Consider the following 16103-nt stretch of genomic DNA (forward strand, 5'->3'; position numbering starts at 1 on the left):
CGTCACCCGTCCGCGGTCACGCGAGAAAGGATCTCCGTGATGTTAGTCCTCGTCACCGGCGCCACCGGACGCGTCGGTGCCAATATGGTCAAACGCCTGGTCTCTTCTGGCGCCCAGGTCAAGGCGATGGTCATGCCCGGTGACCCGCAGGCCGCCAAGCTGACGTCCATGCCCGAGGTCGAGATCGTCGAGGCCGATCTCACCGATCAGGCAGCCATCAACCACGCCTGCCGCGACGTTACGCACGTGGTGCACCTGGCCGCGCAGCTCATCCGCGGTGACACGCCGGTGGACACGTTCTACGACATCAACGCCCTGGGAACGTTGCGCCTGCTCGAAGCTGTGGCGCGCGGCAACGGCGTCGAGAGATTCCTGCTCGCCAGCACCGACGGCACCTATCGCCCCGGCGACCCGCCGTCGATTCCCCTCTCGGAGGAAACCCACCAGCGCCCGGCTGATTACTACGGAACGTCCAAGCTGCTCGGCGAGATCATCCTGCACAACCATGCCGCGCAGTTCGACATCCCGTTCACGATTACCCGATTCGCCACCGTACTTGACCCCGCCGAAGCCGCCCAGCAGTTCCGGGTCCATTCGCTGCGCGGCCTGCTGCGGCGGGCCGGGCTCGGCCGGGATTCCAACATCTGGCAGCTGTTCTACAACCACCCCGGCATGACCGAGGCGTTCGAGACCGGGGTGGCTGGCGCACCGGATGAGGCCGCGGTCTCCCTCGTGGGCCGCGACGGCGAGTCGTGGAGCATCCACCTGCTCGACGTCCGCGACGCCGTCGAGGGTCTGTACCTGGCGCTCACCAAGCCCTACGCGCTCGGGTGCGCCTTCAACATCGCCGGGCCCGCACCCACCCGGCACGACGACGCGGCGTCCATCATCGCGGAGACGTACGGGGTACCGAAGGTCACGGTCACCATGCCCACCACCTGGCGTCTGGAGATGACCATCTCGAAGGCGCGCGGCCTGCTCGGCTTCTACCCGCGGCACGACTTCCGCAGCATGGTCGAATCCGCTTCGGCGGGTTCGGATTCGGCGGCCAGCGCGGGCACTGACCCCGACGAGGCATACATCCCCGCACGCGTATGATCAGCTAGCTGTGGCGCCGGTGATCGTCGACGCGCGTTCGCGTCGACGATCACCTGACGTGCATTCAGAACTTGGACATCTTGCCGAGCATCCGGTTCACCACGCGGCGGCCACTGCGCAGCGCGCTGTCGATGTATCCGCTCATGGGTTCGGCGTACTCGCCGGCGAAGTGCACGTGGCCGGTGCGCGATGCGAGCCTCTGCAGGGCCTTAACGTCGCCCGGGCGGAACGCCGAGGCAGTGCATCCGCTTTCAGGCTCGGTGTCCCACCACACGCCCATCGGTTCACCGTCCGGGTCGCCGAGTTCGGGAAACCACGCGGCGAAGGCGCGAATCGCCTCCTCCGCGTCGATCCGTTGCATGCCGTAGACCCCGAGTATGCCGCCCCGCGCACGCTGATCGGGTGCGTTCTCGTAAACCAGGTCGAAACTGACCTCTTCGGTCACGTCCAGCTCGGGGTGGCGCCAGCCCGGCGCCGGGTACGGCACCAGGAGCTTCCCGCCGCGCCCCTGTCCGATGACTGGAAGCTCGATTTCAGGATCGAACGTCACGCGGGCGAGTGCGGGCAGCGGTGCGGTGACGATGACGTCGTCGGCTTCGTAGGTGGCATCGTCGGTCACCGCAGCAGCGCCGGACGCGTCGTGCTCGATGCGCCGCACCGGTTCGCCGAGATGTATGGCGGCGCCCTCGCAGCGCTGCACCAGCGCATCCACGAACGATCCGGCGCCGTCGGCGAACCGGTAGGACGTGCTGCGCGAACCGAGCCGTCCGGCCATGCTGAGCACGACCAGCGACAGCTCATCCGGCTCCACCATGTATTCGGCGCGGATGCGGGCCTCGAACCACGCCCGCGCCTCGTCCGCCGGGCGCAGGTCATCCAGCCACTCGGCGACGCTGCGGCGATCCAGCTCCATTGCGGTGCGGTCGGACCAGGGCCGATCCATCCTGATGATCGGCTCGGCGAGGTCTTCCAACGCTTCGGAGATCAGGTGCGCCGAACGCGGCTTGGTCGGATGGAGCCGGCCATCGACGACGTAGGCTTCGAACTCCCGGGCCGCAACCATTTTCAGCCCGAATGCTGCGGCCATACCCCTAACGAGATGATGCTCGGCCTTGACCCAATCGGCGCCGGCGTTTGCCCACCGGCCATCGGGGAGGGAGACCGTGTGCACGCGCCCTCCTACCCGCGGACGCGCTTCCAGCACCGTGACGTCGACGTTCGCCGCGAGCAAGTCCATCGCTGCGGTCAACCCCGCCACTCCGGCGCCGACGATCACTGCTTTGTCTGGTCCCATGAGCGGCAATATGGATCATCGGACCGGTGTTTCGCTACCGATTCCCGTCCTTTTTTCTAGTGATCACGGAGAGATGACATCGGACACGTTGACGAGCTCCGTCACCGTCGTCACGCCGTACCACGCCGACGCACCGATGACGAGGGCAAACGTCAGTACCCAGAAGCCGCCCGGCAGGAGACGCATGCGGCGTCCCATCATGTAGGCGTCCGAGCGGGCCACACCGGAGCGCGTGAGGTGACTGCGCGTGATCGACCACAACGCCCGCACCGATCCGACGATCAGCAGCCACGCGAACGCGAACACGACGACGTTTTGCACCCACGGCTCTCCGAACCAGGCGACCGCACCGAGCAGGACTCCCGTGGCGAGAACGACGGCCACCGTGTGCCAGCTCCGGGAGAACAGGAACGTCAACGCCAGGAACACCACGAGGACCGCCAGGGCGACTTGCGCCCAGCCCTGCGACACCGCCCACATCAGTGCGGCACCGGCGACGGCAGGGGCCGGGTATCCCCACCACAGCGTCCAGAGCACCCGGAAGACGCCCTTGCCCGCGAAGTTGGTGGCCCCGGACATGTCGCTGTTCACGGTGATCCCGCGCACCCGGTATCCGACCAGCGCGGCGGCCAGCGCGTGCCCGATTTCGTGCACGATGGTGACCGGGTATCCGACGACGTTCCAGGTGACCGGGTGTAGCGCCAGGGCGATCGCCGCGAGAGCGACGACGAGAACCTGTCCCTCCGGCATGGAATTCAACGTCTCGTCCAGCCGGTACCCGCTCAACGCATGCACGGGTCGACGTTACACGCTGGCGATCACCACCACTTCACCTGGGGCTTCGGCGCGTCTAGGCTGGTGAGCAGGAGGTCGTGCCACCACAATGGCGTGGTGGCACGACCGTTCACTCTCCGAGGCGCTGCAGGATGAGTTCCCGGACGCGCTGCGCGTCGGCCTGACCCTGCGTCGCCTTCATCACCGAACCGATCAGCGCCCCGACCGGTCCCATGTTCCCGCCACGGACCTTCTCGGCGGCGTCGGGCATGGCCGCGATCGCGTCGTCGACGGCGGCGCCGAGCGCCGCGTCGTCGGAGACGACGGCCAGGCCGCGGGCCTCGATCACCTCGTCGGGGCTGCCCTCACCGGCGAGCACGCCCTCGACCACCTGCCGGGCCAGCTTGTCGTTCAACGTCCCGGCACCGATCAGCTCCTGGACGCGGGCCACCTGCTGCGGCGTGATCCCGACCTGGTCGAGTTCGGCGCCGCGCTCGTTTGCGGTGCGCGCGATCTCGCCCAGCCACCACTTCTTCGCGCCCGCCGGGTCGGAGCCCGCGGTGACGGTCTCCTCGACCAGGCCCATGGCCCCGGCGTTGACGACGTCGCGCATCTCCAGGTCCGTGAAGCCCCACTCCCCTTGCAGGCGGGCCCGGCGCGCCGCGGGCGGCTCGGGCAGGGTGCCCCGCAGCTCCTCGACCCACTCCCGTGACGGCGCCAGCGGCACGAGATCGGGCTCGGGAAAGTAGCGGTAGTCCTCGGCTTCCTCCTTGGTACGGCCCGCCGTGGTCTCGCCGGTGTCCTCGTGCCAGTGCCGGGTCTCTTGCACCACCGGCTCACCCGCGTCGAGCACCGCAGCGTGCCGGCGGATCTCGTAGGTGACCGCGCGCTCCACCGAACGCAACGAGTTCACGTTCTTCGTCTCGCTGCGGGTGCCGAACGTCGTCGTGCCCCGCGGACGCAGCGACACGTTCGCATCGCAGCGCATCTGCCCGAGCTCCATGCGCGCCTCGGAGACGCCCAGCGCGCGGACGAGTTCGCGCAGCTCCGTGACGTAGGCGCGCGCGACGGCGGGCGCCAGCGCCGCCTCCACCTCGATCGGCTTGGTGACGATCTCGATCAGCGGGATCCCGGCGCGGTTGTAGTCCAGCAACGAATGGCTGGCCCCGTGGATACGTCCCGTGCTGCCACCGACGTGCAGGGATTTGCCGGTGTCCTCTTCCATGTGGGCACGTTCGATGCCGATCGGCACCACGCGCGGGCCGTCGTCGGTGTCGACGGTCACCTCGGTCCAGCCGTCGAAGGCGATCGGCTCGTCGTACTGCGAGATCTGGAAGTTCTTCGGCATGTCCGGATAGAAGTAGTTCTTCCGGGCGAAGCGGCAGTACTCCGCGATGTGGCAATTCAACGCCAGGCCGATGCGCATCGCGGACTCCACGGCGGTGCGGTTGACCACCGGAAGCGAGCCGGGAAGTCCCAGACACGTGGGACACACCTGCGTATTGGGTTCCGCGCCGAACTCCGTAGAGCAGCCACAGAACATCTTGGTGACCGTGCCCAGTTCGACGTGGACCTCCATGCCCATCACCGGGTCGAACCGGGCGATGACGTCGTCGAACGACGGCAAGGCGGTGGTAGCGGTCGGCATCACTTGTCCTCGAGCTCGAAATCGGCGGACCCGTTCTCGCCTTCACGCATTTCACGCACGACGACGGCGACGGTGACGGCCACGGTCGCGACGCTGAGAGCGGCCTCGACCATCTTCAGCGTGTCGCCCTCGCGCTTGGCCTTGGCGAGGGCCTTCACGGCGGACCCGGCCGAGACCGCGCTGCCCACGAACCTGATCATGTGTTTGATGTTCATTGACGTTCCTCCACTTCTGGCGCTTGGTCCAGCAGGTACCCACCCCACTGCGTGACATATGCCTGTTCGACGGCGGCGCCGACCCGGTACACGCGCTCGTCGGCCATCACCGGCGCCATGACGTGCAGCCCGACCGGCAAGCCGTCCTCGTCGGCCAGCCCGCACGGGAACGACGCCGAGGCGTTGCCGGCGAGGTTGCTGGGGATGGTGCACAGGTCGTTCTTGTACATGGCCAGCGGATCGTCCACCCTCTCCCCGAGAGGGAAGGCCGTCGTCGGCGTCGTGGGCGACACGAGCACGTCCACCTGCTCGAACGCCGCGGCGAAGTCCCGGCTGATGAGGGTGCGCACCTTCTGCGCCTGCCCGTAGTAGGCGTCGTAGTAGCCCGACGACAACGCGTAGGTGCCGAGGATGATCCGCCGTTTGGCCTCCGCGCCGAATCCCGTGCCCCGCGTGGCGTTCATGACGTCCTCCGCGCTGCGCGTGCCGTCGTCACCGACTCGCAGCCCGTAGCGCATCGCGTCGAACCGTGCCAGGTTCGACGAGACCTCGCTCGGCAGGATCAGGTAGTACGCCGCCAGCCCGTAGGAGAAGTGCGGGCAGGAGACCTCGACGACGTCGGCGCCCAGCTTGCCCAGCAGCTCCACCGTCTCGTGGAAGCGGGCCTCGACGCCGGCCTGGTATCCCTCACCGCCGAGCTCGCTGACCACGCCGACCCGCAACCCGGAAAGGTCCCCCTCGGCGCCCTGCCGGGCGGCGCCGGCGACGTCGGGGACCGGGCGGTCGATGCTGGTCGAGTCGAGAGCGTCGTGCCCGGCGATCACCTCGTGCAGCAGCGCGGCATCCTGCACCGTCCGTGCGCACGGCCCGGCCTGGTCGAGGCTGGAAGCGCAGGCGATCAGCCCGTACCGGCTGACTCCGCCGTAGGTGGGTTTGACGCCGACGGTTCCGGTGACAGCGGCCGGCTGGCGGATGGATCCGCCGGTGTCGGTGCCGATGGCCAGCGGCGCTTGAAACGAGGCCAGCGCCGCTGCCGATCCACCTCCGGAGCCGCCCGGGATGCGGGAGAGGTCCCACGGGTTGTGTGTGGGCCCGAACGCGGAGTTCTCCGTCGACGAACCCATCGCGAACTCGTCCATGTTCGTCTTGCCGAGAATGATCACACCGGCGTCCCGCAGCCGCTGGACGATCGTGGCGTCGTACGGGGGACGCCACCCCTCCAGGATGCGCGAGCCCGCCGTCGTCGGCATGTCGGACGTGGTGATGACATCTTTGAGCGCCAGCGGCACACCGGCCAGCGGCCCGAGTTCCGCACCGGCGGCGCGCCGCGCGTCGACATCGGCCGCGGCGGCCAGCGCGGCGTCGGCGTCGACGTGCAGATAAGCGTGAACCCCACCGTCGACGGCACCGATCCGGTCCAGATGTGCCTGCGTCACCTCGACGGCACTGACCTCGCCGGACGCGACGGCCGCGGCGAGCTCACCGGCGGTGTGCCGGCTCAGATCCCGCGCCGTCATTGCTCCTCCCCCAGGATCTGCGGGACCCGGAACCGGCCCTCTTCCGCCTCGGGCGCGCCGGATAGGGCGGCCTCCGAGCTCAGGCAGGGCCGGCGCACGTCGTCGCGGAAGACGTTAGTGATGGGCAGCGCGTGCGACGTCGGCGGGATGTCGTCGGCCGCCACCTGCGACACCTGCCCGACGGCGCCGATGATCTGGTCCAGCTGACCTGCGAGGTGGTCGAGCTCGTCCGGTTCGAGCTCGAGGCGGGCGAGGCGCGCCAGATGCGCGACCTCGTCGCGGCTGATCGAGGACATGTGCGTGCTACCCCTCCGTCGTCGGGACGGCTCGTCCGGGCATGCGTGGCCCGGCCGCCCCTCGCATCGGTGATCCGGCTGACTCGGCCGATCCTACGCCAGGTGGGGCCTGCCCTACCGCCGTGTCGCGTGCTAGCACCACCACGAAGACGCCAGATGGCCGGGCTGTGGATCTCGGCGCAGGTCACCAGGCTGGTAGCCATGTTCACACGCCGAGTCGAGCGCGATCCGTTCGTGGACGTGCTACGGGTGTTCGCCGTCATCGTGATCGTCGGGCTGCACTGGCTCATGCCGGAGCTCTCCTACGACGGCGAGCGGCTGATTCGTGGCAACACGCTCGCGCAACCGGGAATGTGGCCGATCACCTGGCTGTGCCAGGTCATGCCGCTGATCTTCTTCGCCGGCGGCGCAGCCGCCGCATACAGCTGGCGAACCCGCGCCCGGAACGCATCGGGCACGGGTGCCGCGCGCTGGACGGGGCAGCGACTGTACCGGCTGGCATTGCCGGTGCTGCCACTCGCGGCGATCTGGCTGCCGCTTCCCTACCTGCTTCTCCTTCTCGGACTACCAACCGCACCCGTCGTCATGGCAGGCGAGATCACCGGACGTCTCTTGTGGTTCCTGGCCGTGTACGTGCTGTTCACCACGGTGACGCCGGCACTGATCGCGCTGCATCGGCGCTGGCGCGGCGTCGAGATCGCCGTCCTGGCAGCGGGGGCCGTCGCCGTCGACGTCCTGCGGTTCGGCCTTCTTGGCGGCACAGATGGGGCCGTGGGCGATGCCATCGGCTATGTCAACGTCGCCTTCGTCTGGGGTGCGCTCTACCAGCTCGGCATCGCCTACGCACATGGCCGGCTGGCCTGGTTGCACCGGAGCCGGGCCTGCGTCGCCGCGGGCATCGGCCTGCTTGTCACCGCCGTCGGCGTGGCCGCGGGTCCGTACCCCGCCAGCATGATCGGGATGCCCGGATCGCCGGTGTCCGCCATGAATCCGCCCAGCGCTGCCCTGCTCGGCATCGCCACCCTCCAGCTCGGTCTGGCCTTCGCGATGCGTCACGCGATCCGGCAGTGGGCGTCTGGCCGGACGGTCTCGCACGGGCTCGCCTGGATGTCCCAGCGACTCCTGACGATCTACGTCTGGCACACACCGGCATTGGTCCTCGTCAGCGGGATCGCCGTCGTCGGCCTCGGCTGGTCCACGCCGGAACTGTTCAGCGCGGATTGGCGACGCGAGATCCAGGCATGGCTGGCCGGGCTCGCCCTCGTCCTCGCCGCGCTAGTGCACGTCTTCTCCCGCGTGGAGCGGAGGCGGGCCAACGTCGACGCTCCCGCCTGGCGCGTCGGGGCCGCTGCCGTACTGATCGGGCCGGGACTGCTCGAGCTCACCATCGACGGATTCGACCCCACCACCGCTGGCGATCTCGTCGGGCCGGCCACCGCCAGCCTCGCCATCGTCTCCGGTGTCACGCTGCTGCGCGTTCCCCGGCGTCGGCGCGACCCCGGCACCATGCCCGCCGCGATGACTGCCGCCATGCCCAGCACCATGCCCGCCGCCATACCTGCCGTCAGGTCTGCCGCGATGCCTGCCGTCAGGTCTGCCGCGACACCGCAGCCGCCGGCAGCCCGCACACCCGAGGTGGGGACAACCCCACCGCCATCACACCAGCCAACCGGCTCGCATCGCGGGCCCGAACGCGAGAGTGTAGGAGCGTGACCACGATGGATACCTCGATACAGCCCTTTTCGATGTGGGAACCCGGCACGGCGCGACCCGACCGTTCCGGCCGTGCCCCCGACGATGCTGCCGATGCTGGACAGGACAACACCTTCGGTCCACCCCGGCCTCGCCCCCGCCCCAGCTGGCATCAGGCCGGCAGGGACCTCATATACCTGCTACCCGGACTGCCGATCGGCGTCGCGTCGTTCAGCGTTCTGATCACGGGCTTCTTCCTCGGAATCGGCCTGATCCCGCTCGCCCTGCTCGGGCTGGTGGTGCTGCTGGTGACCCTGCTTACGGCCCGCGGGTTCGCCACCGCCGAGCGCGTCCGGGTCGGGCTGCTTGAAGGCTGGCGGGTCGGACCGGCGTACTACCGGCCCGGAGAGGGTGCGGGCCTGACCCGCCTGCGTCGGTACTTCGCCGACCCGCAACTGTGGCGGGACTTCTTCCACGGGCTGCTGATCCTGTGGGTGCGGCTCTTCACGTGGACGGTGACGGTCAGCTGGACGGCTGCCGCGCTGACCGTGACCTACCCGCTGTGGGCATGGTCGATACCGCGCGGCGACGACGTGCAAGGACTGGCCGATCTGGTCTTCGGGTGGGAAAGTTTCAGCGCCGACGTCCTGGTCAACACGGTGATCGGCGTGGTGTTCCTCGTCACGCTGCCCTACGCTGTCCGAGCGATGGCAGCCATCGAGACATCGCTGGCGTGGACCATCCTCACCAACAAGCACGCCGCCTGGCAGGCACGTGCCGAGAATCTGGAGCGCAGCCGGCAGGCGGTGGTCGAGGCCGAGGCCGATACGTTGCACCGGGTGGAGCGGGACATCCACGACGGCCCGCAACAGCGTCTGGTGCGGCTCACCATGGATCTCAAGTCCGCGCAGCGCCGGCTCAACGACGACCCCGAGGCCGCTGGCCCGCTCGTGGAAGGCGCGCTTCAGCAGACCGAGGAGGCCCTCACCGAGCTGCGCCACCTCTCCCGGGGGATCGCGCCCCCGATTCTCACCGACCGCGGGCTGGAGGCCGCTCTGGCGGCGGCCGTGGCGCGCAGCCCGGTGCCGACCACGCTCGACGTCGATCTCGACGATCGGCAACGGCTGCCACGTTCGGTGGAGAACGCGGCCTACTTCGTCGCCACAGAAGCGTTGACGAACGTGGCGAAGCACAGCCAGGCCACCAGCTGCGAAGTCTCCGTTTTCCTTGCTGACCATATGCTGTGCGTCCGCGTCGCTGACAACGGGCGGGGTGGTGCACATGTCGGGAAGGGTCACGGCCTGTCCGGGCTTTCCGATCGCCTGGCCGGCGTCGATGGCACGCTTTCCGTCGACAGCCCTCCTGGCGGCGGCACCGTGCTCAACGCCGACATTCCCCTCTCTCACTCGTGATCATGAACACTAGGCGACCACATAGGTGGCCTAGTGTTCATGATCACGGGAGGGGACGGGAGGAGAGGACGGGAGGAGAGCGCGGGAGGGGATAAGCGAAGATAGGGGGATGCGCATTGTGCTCGCTGAAGATTCCATCCTGCTACGCGAAGGTCTCATCCGCCTGTTGGGTGAAGCCGACGCCGAGGTCGCCGACGCCGTCGGAGACGGGGAGGCCCTGGTGCAAGCCGTCATCGAGCACAAGCCAGACGTCGCCATCGTCGACGTGCGGATGCCGCCCACCTACACCGACGAGGGCCTGCGCGCCGCCCTCGAAGCCCGCCGTCACGTTCCCGGCACCGGAGTCCTCGTGCTGTCCCAGTACGTCGAGGTGTCCTACGCCACCGATCTGCTCGCCGACGGCTCCGGTGGTGTCGGCTACCTGCTCAAGGACCGCGTGTCCGATCTCGCCGAACTGTCCGATGCGCTGGAACGTGTCGGCTCCGGCGGCACCGCGCTGGATCCCGACGTGGTCGCGCAGCTGTTCGCGGCACGCCGCAACGACCCGCTCGACCGGCTGACGACGCGCGAGCGCGACGTGCTCAAGCTGATGGCGGAAGGACGGACCAACGCGGCGATCGCGCGGACGCTCGTCATCACCCATGGTGCAGTGGAGAAACACATCTCCTCGATCCTCACCAAGCTGGATCTGTACGCGTCCGACGACGGGCACCGCCGCGTGCTGGCCGTGCTCGCCTGGCTCGAATCGAGTCGCTGACCACATTCGCACGTTCGGGCAGGTGAAGAAGGCCGAAACGTGGCAGGATCGTACTCGTGTCGTACCTACTGCGCGTCGTACTCCCGGATCGTCCCGGTGCTCTCGGTGCGGTCGCCTCGGCGATCGGTGAGGCCGGTGGTGACATCGTCGGCGTGGACGTCGTCGAGCACCGCTCCGACGGCAGCGCCGTCGACGACCTCCTCGTCGACCTCCCAACCGGGCGCCTTCTCGACTCGCTGGTCACCGCGTGCCGCTCCGTCGACGACGTGACCGTCGAGTTCATCGGTCACTACAGTCCCGGCGGCCACCTGCACCGCGACCTTGAAGCTGTCGAGGCGATGACCACCGATCCGAAGAATGCCGACACGATCCTCGTCGACCTCATTCCCGGTGTCTTCCGCTCCGGCTGGTCCTTGCTCGTCTCCCTCGACGGCGGGCGGGTGCGAGTGGAGCGGGCCGCGGGCGGCGCACCCGAGACCGATGGCTACCTGGCCCCCTGGATGCCGATGGGCAAGCCCACCCGGATCGTCACCGACGCGTGGGCACCCGAATCCTGGACCGACGTCGTCGCCGTGGGTGCGCCGCTGGAGGTTCCCGAACGGGCCATCATCCTCGGCCGCGACGGCGGCCCCCGCATCCTCGACTCCGAACTGGCCCGGCTCAGTCACCTCGCGGACCTGGTGACGGTGATCCGCCAGAGCACTCACCTGCAACAATCAAGCGCTCACGGCGAGAGCGAAGGGCAGCACGCGGGCGGCACCGGCACGGCGTAGCTCCCGGCCGGCCACGGTGACGCTCCACCGGGAGTCGACGAGGTCGTCGACGAGCAGGACGACAGGCTCGGAGCCCACGCCCGCCAGTGACTCGCGCATCGTCTCACCGACCCGCCACCGTCCCCACACCTCGGCCAACCGGAACGCGCTGTTTCCGGCCGGCTCCTCCGGCGGCGCGCCCCCGATGTCGTCCAGGGCTCCCAGCTCGGCCAGCCGGCCGGTGGCGGCCAGCGACGACCCCACCGATGCGACCAGCTGCGGGCGCGTGCTCGACGGGATCCACGCCACGGCGTGCGGGCGCTGTTCCCAATCCCACGCCCGCAGCACCTCGACGCAGGCCGCCAGCAACGCGTCCGGTGCCGGGCCGTCGGTGCCCGCGAACAGTTCGCGCAGGCGCTGTCCCCAGCCGAGCCCGGTGAGGCGCGCCACGGCCCGCCCGGGCTCCACGCGATCCGTGTCGGCGATCTTCCCGCGGAGGTCGATGCCCAGCCGCTCCATGCCCGACGGCCACTGCGCGCGGGGTTCGATGACGACGCCGGGCTGGTCGAGAGCGCCGCGGGCGTGCGAGCGGGCCTCGTCGGGAATCGCATGCGGATACCACGCACCCGCGCACACGTCGCATCGCCCGCACGGCGCCGCCGTCGGATCGTCCAGAACCTCCTGCAGGAACTCCATCCGGCATTGCTCGCCTCGCTGGTAGGCCAGCATCAGCTCGGCCTCGTGCGCCCGCGCCCGGGCGACGCGCTCGTAACGCTCGGTGTCGTATTCCCACGGCACGCCCGTGGACTCCCAGCCACCACGAACCCGGCGCACCGCTCCCTCGACGTCGAGCACCTTCAGCAACAGCTCCAGCCGGGTGCGCCGGACGTCGGCGACGGTCTCCAGTGCCGCCGTGGACATGGGTTCACCGGCACTGTTCAGCGCGCTGAGCACGGCGTGCGCCTGATCGGGTTTGGGCATCGAGGCGGTGGCGAAGTAGCGCCAGATCTCGGCATCCTGCGGGCTCGGCAGCAGCAAGACATCGGCCCGTTCAGTGGCCCGGCCGGCCCGGCCGACCTGCTGGTAGTACGCGACCGGTGACGACGGCGCCCCGAGATGGACGACGAAGCCGAGATCGGGCTTGTCGAACCCCATCCCAAGTGCACTGGTGGCAACCAGCGCCTTGACCTCGTTGTGCAGCAGGGCACGTTCGGCATCGACGCGGTCGGCCGGGTCGGTGCGGCCGGTGTAGGCGCGGACCTCGTAGCCGGCGTCGCGCAACATGGCGGCCGTGTCTTCGGCATCGGACACCGTCAGCGCGTACACGATGCCGCTGCCGGGCAGCTCGTGCAGATGGGCGACGAGCCAGCCGAGCCGCTCCTCGGATGAGCCAAGCGGCAACACCCCCAGGCGCAGGCTGTCCCGGGCCAGCGAGCCGCGCAGCGTCTGGACCGTGGCGCCGCCGCTGCCGAGCTGCTCGGCCACGTCGGCCACCACCCGGGCGTTGGCCGTAGCGGTCGTGGCCAGAACCGGGGTGCCCTCCGGGAGCGAGTCCAGCAGATCGCGGATGCGGCGGTAGTCGGGCCGGAAGTCGTGCCCCCAATCGGAGACGCAGTGGGCTTCGTCGACGACGACCAGCCCGGCCCGCCCGGACAGCTCCGGCAGCTGTTCCTCCCGGAACCGCGGATTGTTCAGCCGTTCCGGGCTGACGAGCAGCACGTCCACGGCGTCGTCGGCGAGCGCCTTGGTGATCTCGGCCCACTCGTCGGCGTTCGCGGAGTTGATGGTGACCGCCCGGATTCCGGCGCGTTCCGCCGCGGCGATCTGATCGCGCATGAGGGCCAGCAACGGCGACACGATCACCGTCGGACCCAGCCCTCGCGCCCGCAACAACCCGGTGGTGACGAAGTACACGGCCGACTTGCCCCAGCCGGTGCGCTGCACCACGAGGACGCGATTCCCGTGCTCGACGAGCCCCTGCACCGCGTCCCACTGCCCGTCCCGGAACTCCGCCGACGAATCGCCGACCAGGCGACGCAGCAGGTTCTCGGCCTCATCGCGCATCGTCATCCTCCCGGTATCGCTCGGCCTATATCATCACCTCAAGCTCCCGTAGTACAGCCGCTCGAGTTGAGTATTCTGTGCCTGTCGATGGTGTGGTGATCTGTGCGGCGTTCCGGCCCGGTGCCGCGGGGAGAAACAGTCGTGATAGCGGCCGATTCTGCACGCACGGGTGCCGCGTCTCCACGCACAGGTAGCGGAAACGGCGGCGCCGGAACGTCTACCCTTCCGGCTGTTGCACGTGCGCCTCGGCCGCATCCGGACCGCCGTCGAGCAGCGCCCGGAAACCGTCCTCGTCGAGCACCGGCACGCCGAGCTGGACCGCCTTCTCGTACTTCGAACCGGCGCTCTCGCCGGCGACGACGTATGACGTCTTCTTCGACACCGAGCCTGACGCCTTGCCACCCCGGGTCAGGATGGCTTCCTTGGCCTCGTCCCGGCTGAAGCCGTCGAGCGAGCCGGTGACCACGATAGTCAACCCCTCAAGCGTGCGCGGGAGCGCATCGGAGTGGTCGTCTTCCATACGCACGCCGGCCTCGCGCCACTTGCGCACCACGTCACGGTGCCATTCGACGCTGAACCACTCGACGATCGATGCCGCGATGGTGGGGCCGACACCGTCGACCGCCGCCAGCTCCTCTTCCGTGGCGTTCTCGATCGCCTCCATCGACCCGAACGCCGTGGCCAGCGCACGCGCTGCCGTCGGGCCAACGTGGCGAATGGACAGCGACACCAGCACCCGCCAGAGCGGCTGCTCCTTCGCCTTTTCCAGCTGTTCAAACAGCCGCTCGGTGTTCTTCGTGGGCACCGACTCCTTGGCGTCGTCGGCCTTGGTGTAGAAGTACGGCACGAGCTCGGTCTCCCCCGGCTCGGCGCCCTGGCGCCGGGCCTGGCGGCGGACCTTGACATCGCGCAGATCTTCGATATTGAGCAGGAACAGATCGCCCTCGTCGGTGACCGGCGGCTGCTCCGGTTCTGCAGGAGCCGTGAGCGCCTGCGCCGACTCCCACCCGAGTGCCTCGATGTCGAACCCGCCGCGACCGGCAAGGTAGAACAGCCGCTCGATCAGTTGCGCCGGACAGGAGCGAGTGTTGGGACAGCGAATGTCGACATCGCTTTCCTTGGCCGGGGCCAGCGGCGTGCCGCAGGACGGGCACTCGGCGGGCATGACGAACGCACGCTCGCTGCCGTCACGCAGGTCACGGACCGGACCCAGGATCTCGGGAATGACGTCGCCCGCCTTGCGCAGCACCACGGTGTCACCGATCAAGATCCCCTTGCGTTCCACCTCCGAGGCGTTGTGCAGCGTGGCGTTCTCCACCGTCGAGCCGGCCACCTGCACCGGCTCCATCTCCCCGTACGGGGTCACCCGCCCGGTGCGGCCCACACTGACCTTGATGTCCAGCAGCTTGGTGGTGACCTCTTCTGGCGGGTACTTGTAGGCGATGGCCCAGCGCGGCGCCCGGGACGTGGCGCCGAGCTGGCGCTGCAGCGCCACCTGGTCCACCTTCACCACCACGCCGTCAAGCTCGTACTCGACGTCATGGCGGTGCGCGTCGTAATAGTCGATGTACTCGCGGACATCGCCGAGCTCGGGAACGACGCGCACGCGGTCGCTGACCGGCAGCCCCCACGCCTTGAGCGCATCGTACGCCTCGGACTGATACTCCACCTCGAAGCCGCTGCGCTGACCCAGGCCGTGACAGATGAGCCGCAGCGACGACAGCATACGCCGGGCACGATCGAACTCGGCCTCCAGCCTGTCCACCGTGCCCTGCGCGCGACCCGAACCGCTCGCAGCCTGCGCCCGCTCGCGCGCCGCATCGAGCTTCTCCCTGCGGCGATCGAGGCGCTGGCGCAGCACACCGGCAGCGGAGTTGCGCGCGTTGGCGAACAGGGGAAGGCCGAGCTCGCCGCGTTCGGCGTTGATCGCCTCGAAGGTCTCGGCGGGAAACACCACCTCGCCACGGATCTCGACAATCTCGGGCACGGCATACGCCGACGACGTGTCCAGCTGCTTCGGGACGGCGTCGACGAACTGGGCGTTGTAGGTGATGTTCTCCCCGGTACGGCCATCCCCCCGCGTCGCCAGGGTGGCGAGCTGACCGTGGCGATACACGATGTCGACCGCCACGCCGTCGACCTTCGGCTCGCACAAGTACCGCGCCCCGGCACCGACCTCGCGCTCGACCCGGACAGCCCACTCGGAGAGCTCGTCGAAATCGAACGCGTTGTCGAGGCTGAGCATCCGCTCGAGGTGATCGATGGGCGGCCACGAGCCCTCAACCACTCCCGGCTCGGCAGCGGGTGCTCCCACCTTCTGCGTGGGAGAGTCCGGCGTACGCAGGGCAGGGTACTGGTCTTCGATACTTTCCAGCTCGCGTACCAGGGCGTCGAACTCGCCGTCACTGATGGTCGGCCGATCCAGCACGTAGTACCGGTGCCGATGCGCCTCGATCTCCTCGGCCAGCGCCGCATGACGCTCGCGCACCTCGCGCGGAACGTCGTCGATACCGACCGTGCCCGCCGCGCCAGCGGTGCCGGCGGCGTCAGCAGATTCCGCAGCTTCCACAGGATCCGTCGTCAC

13 protein-coding genes are annotated in these 16103 nt (G+C 69.0%); 5 read left to right on the forward strand and 8 right to left on the reverse strand.

Annotated features, from left to right (window positions below; genetic code table 11):
* Positions 1–39: 39 nt before the first annotated feature.
* The gene (locus DPM12_RS15200; protein ID WP_112259186.1) at positions 40–1098 is read left to right on the forward strand and encodes an NAD-dependent epimerase/dehydratase family protein; all 1059 of its coding nucleotides are present in this window, start codon (positions 40–42) and stop codon (positions 1096–1098) included.
* A gap of 64 nt (positions 1099–1162) precedes the next feature.
* Here the strand turns inward: DPM12_RS15200 and DPM12_RS15205 are convergent, their stop codons facing one another.
* From DPM12_RS15205 to gatC, 6 genes are all read right to left on the reverse strand, one after another.
* The gene (locus DPM12_RS15205) at positions 1163–2392 is read right to left on the reverse strand and encodes a flavin monoamine oxidase family protein (protein ID WP_112259187.1); all 1230 of its coding nucleotides are present in this window, start codon (positions 2390–2392) and stop codon (positions 1163–1165) included.
* A gap of 63 nt (positions 2393–2455) precedes the next feature.
* Complete coding sequence (locus tag DPM12_RS15210; protein ID WP_112259188.1) at positions 2456–3187, reverse strand: M50 family metallopeptidase; 732 nt, start codon at positions 3185–3187, stop codon at positions 2456–2458.
* 109 nt (positions 3188–3296) lie between these two features.
* On the reverse strand, positions 3297–4814 hold the full coding sequence (gene gatB / locus DPM12_RS15215; RefSeq protein ID WP_112259189.1) for an Asp-tRNA(Asn)/Glu-tRNA(Gln) amidotransferase subunit GatB: 1518 nt from the start codon (positions 4812–4814) through the stop codon (positions 3297–3299).
* Positions 4814–5002 (reverse strand): hypothetical protein, encoded by a 189-nt coding sequence (locus tag DPM12_RS15220; protein WP_123788404.1) that lies wholly within the window; start codon positions 5000–5002, stop codon positions 4814–4816. The genes gatB and DPM12_RS15220 overlap by 1 nt, the downstream gene beginning before the upstream one ends.
* A 23-nt stretch (positions 5003–5025) precedes the next feature.
* Complete coding sequence (gene gatA / locus DPM12_RS15225; RefSeq protein ID WP_112259191.1) at positions 5026–6546, reverse strand: Asp-tRNA(Asn)/Glu-tRNA(Gln) amidotransferase subunit GatA; 1521 nt, start codon at positions 6544–6546, stop codon at positions 5026–5028.
* A complete protein-coding gene (gene gatC / locus DPM12_RS15230) occupies positions 6543–6842 on the reverse strand; it encodes an Asp-tRNA(Asn)/Glu-tRNA(Gln) amidotransferase subunit GatC (RefSeq protein ID WP_112259192.1) in 300 nt (99 codons plus the stop codon). Before gatC ends, gatA begins: the two co-directional genes overlap by 4 nt.
* 201 nt (positions 6843–7043) lie before the next feature.
* Here gatC and DPM12_RS15235 point away from each other — a divergent pair, with 201 nt between their 5' ends.
* The 4 genes from DPM12_RS15235 to DPM12_RS15250 all read left to right on the forward strand — a co-directional run bounded on the left by DPM12_RS15235 (position 7044) and on the right by DPM12_RS15250 (position 11476).
* Positions 7044–8555: an acyltransferase family protein gene (locus DPM12_RS15235; protein WP_158542912.1), complete on the forward strand. Its 1512-nt coding sequence runs from the start codon at positions 7044–7046 to the stop codon at positions 8553–8555.
* Between the two features lie 5 nt (positions 8556–8560).
* Positions 8561–9946, forward strand: coding sequence for a sensor histidine kinase (locus DPM12_RS15240; RefSeq protein ID WP_158542913.1), 1386 nt, complete (start codon positions 8561–8563; stop codon positions 9944–9946).
* Positions 9947–10055: 109 nt separating this feature from the next.
* On the forward strand, positions 10056–10703 hold the full coding sequence (locus tag DPM12_RS15245) for a response regulator transcription factor (protein ID WP_112259195.1): 648 nt from the start codon (positions 10056–10058) through the stop codon (positions 10701–10703).
* 56 nt (positions 10704–10759) lie between these two features.
* Entirely contained in the window at positions 10760–11476 is a 717-nt protein-coding gene (locus DPM12_RS15250; RefSeq protein WP_211659018.1) for an ACT domain-containing protein, read from the forward strand.
* On the opposite strand, the gene DPM12_RS15255 is transcribed toward DPM12_RS15250, so the two are convergent.
* Positions 11420–13519, reverse strand: coding sequence for a RecQ family ATP-dependent DNA helicase (locus DPM12_RS15255; RefSeq protein WP_211659019.1), 2100 nt, complete (start codon positions 13517–13519; stop codon positions 11420–11422). The two genes, DPM12_RS15250 and DPM12_RS15255, sit on opposite strands and share 57 nt — an antisense overlap.
* A gap of 217 nt (positions 13520–13736) precedes the next feature.
* Complete coding sequence (gene ligA / locus DPM12_RS15260) at positions 13737–16103, reverse strand: NAD-dependent DNA ligase LigA (protein WP_245951286.1); 2367 nt, start codon at positions 16101–16103, stop codon at positions 13737–13739.

It is taken from the genome of Phytoactinopolyspora halophila (assembly GCF_003287285.1).
Taxonomy (GTDB): domain Bacteria; phylum Actinomycetota; class Actinomycetes; order Jiangellales; family Jiangellaceae; genus Phytoactinopolyspora_A; species Phytoactinopolyspora_A halophila.

Bases quoted from the DNA above. Each gene is read 5' to 3' on its own strand.
- DPM12_RS15200 (WP_112259186.1), top strand. From the start codon at position 40: ATGTTAGTCCTCGTCACCGGCGCCACCGGACGCGTCGGTGCCAATATG.
- DPM12_RS15205 (WP_112259187.1), bottom strand. From the start codon at position 2,392: ATGGGACCAGACAAAGCAGTGATCGTCGGCGCCGGAGTGGCGGGGTTG.
- gatB (WP_112259189.1), bottom strand. From the start codon at position 4,814: ATGCCGACCGCTACCACCGCCTTGCCGTCGTTCGACGACGTCATCGCC.
- gatA (WP_112259191.1), bottom strand. From the start codon at position 6,546: ATGACGGCGCGGGATCTGAGCCGGCACACCGCCGGTGAGCTCGCCGCG.
- gatC (WP_112259192.1), bottom strand. From the start codon at position 6,842: ATGTCCTCGATCAGCCGCGACGAGGTCGCGCATCTGGCGCGCCTCGCC.
- DPM12_RS15235 (WP_158542912.1), top strand. From the start codon at position 7,044: ATGTTCACACGCCGAGTCGAGCGCGATCCGTTCGTGGACGTGCTACGG.
- DPM12_RS15240 (WP_158542913.1), top strand. From the start codon at position 8,561: ATGGATACCTCGATACAGCCCTTTTCGATGTGGGAACCCGGCACGGCG.
- DPM12_RS15245 (WP_112259195.1), top strand. From the start codon at position 10,056: ATGCGCATTGTGCTCGCTGAAGATTCCATCCTGCTACGCGAAGGTCTC.
- DPM12_RS15255 (WP_211659019.1), bottom strand. From the start codon at position 13,519: ATGCGCGATGAGGCCGAGAACCTGCTGCGTCGCCTGGTCGGCGATTCG.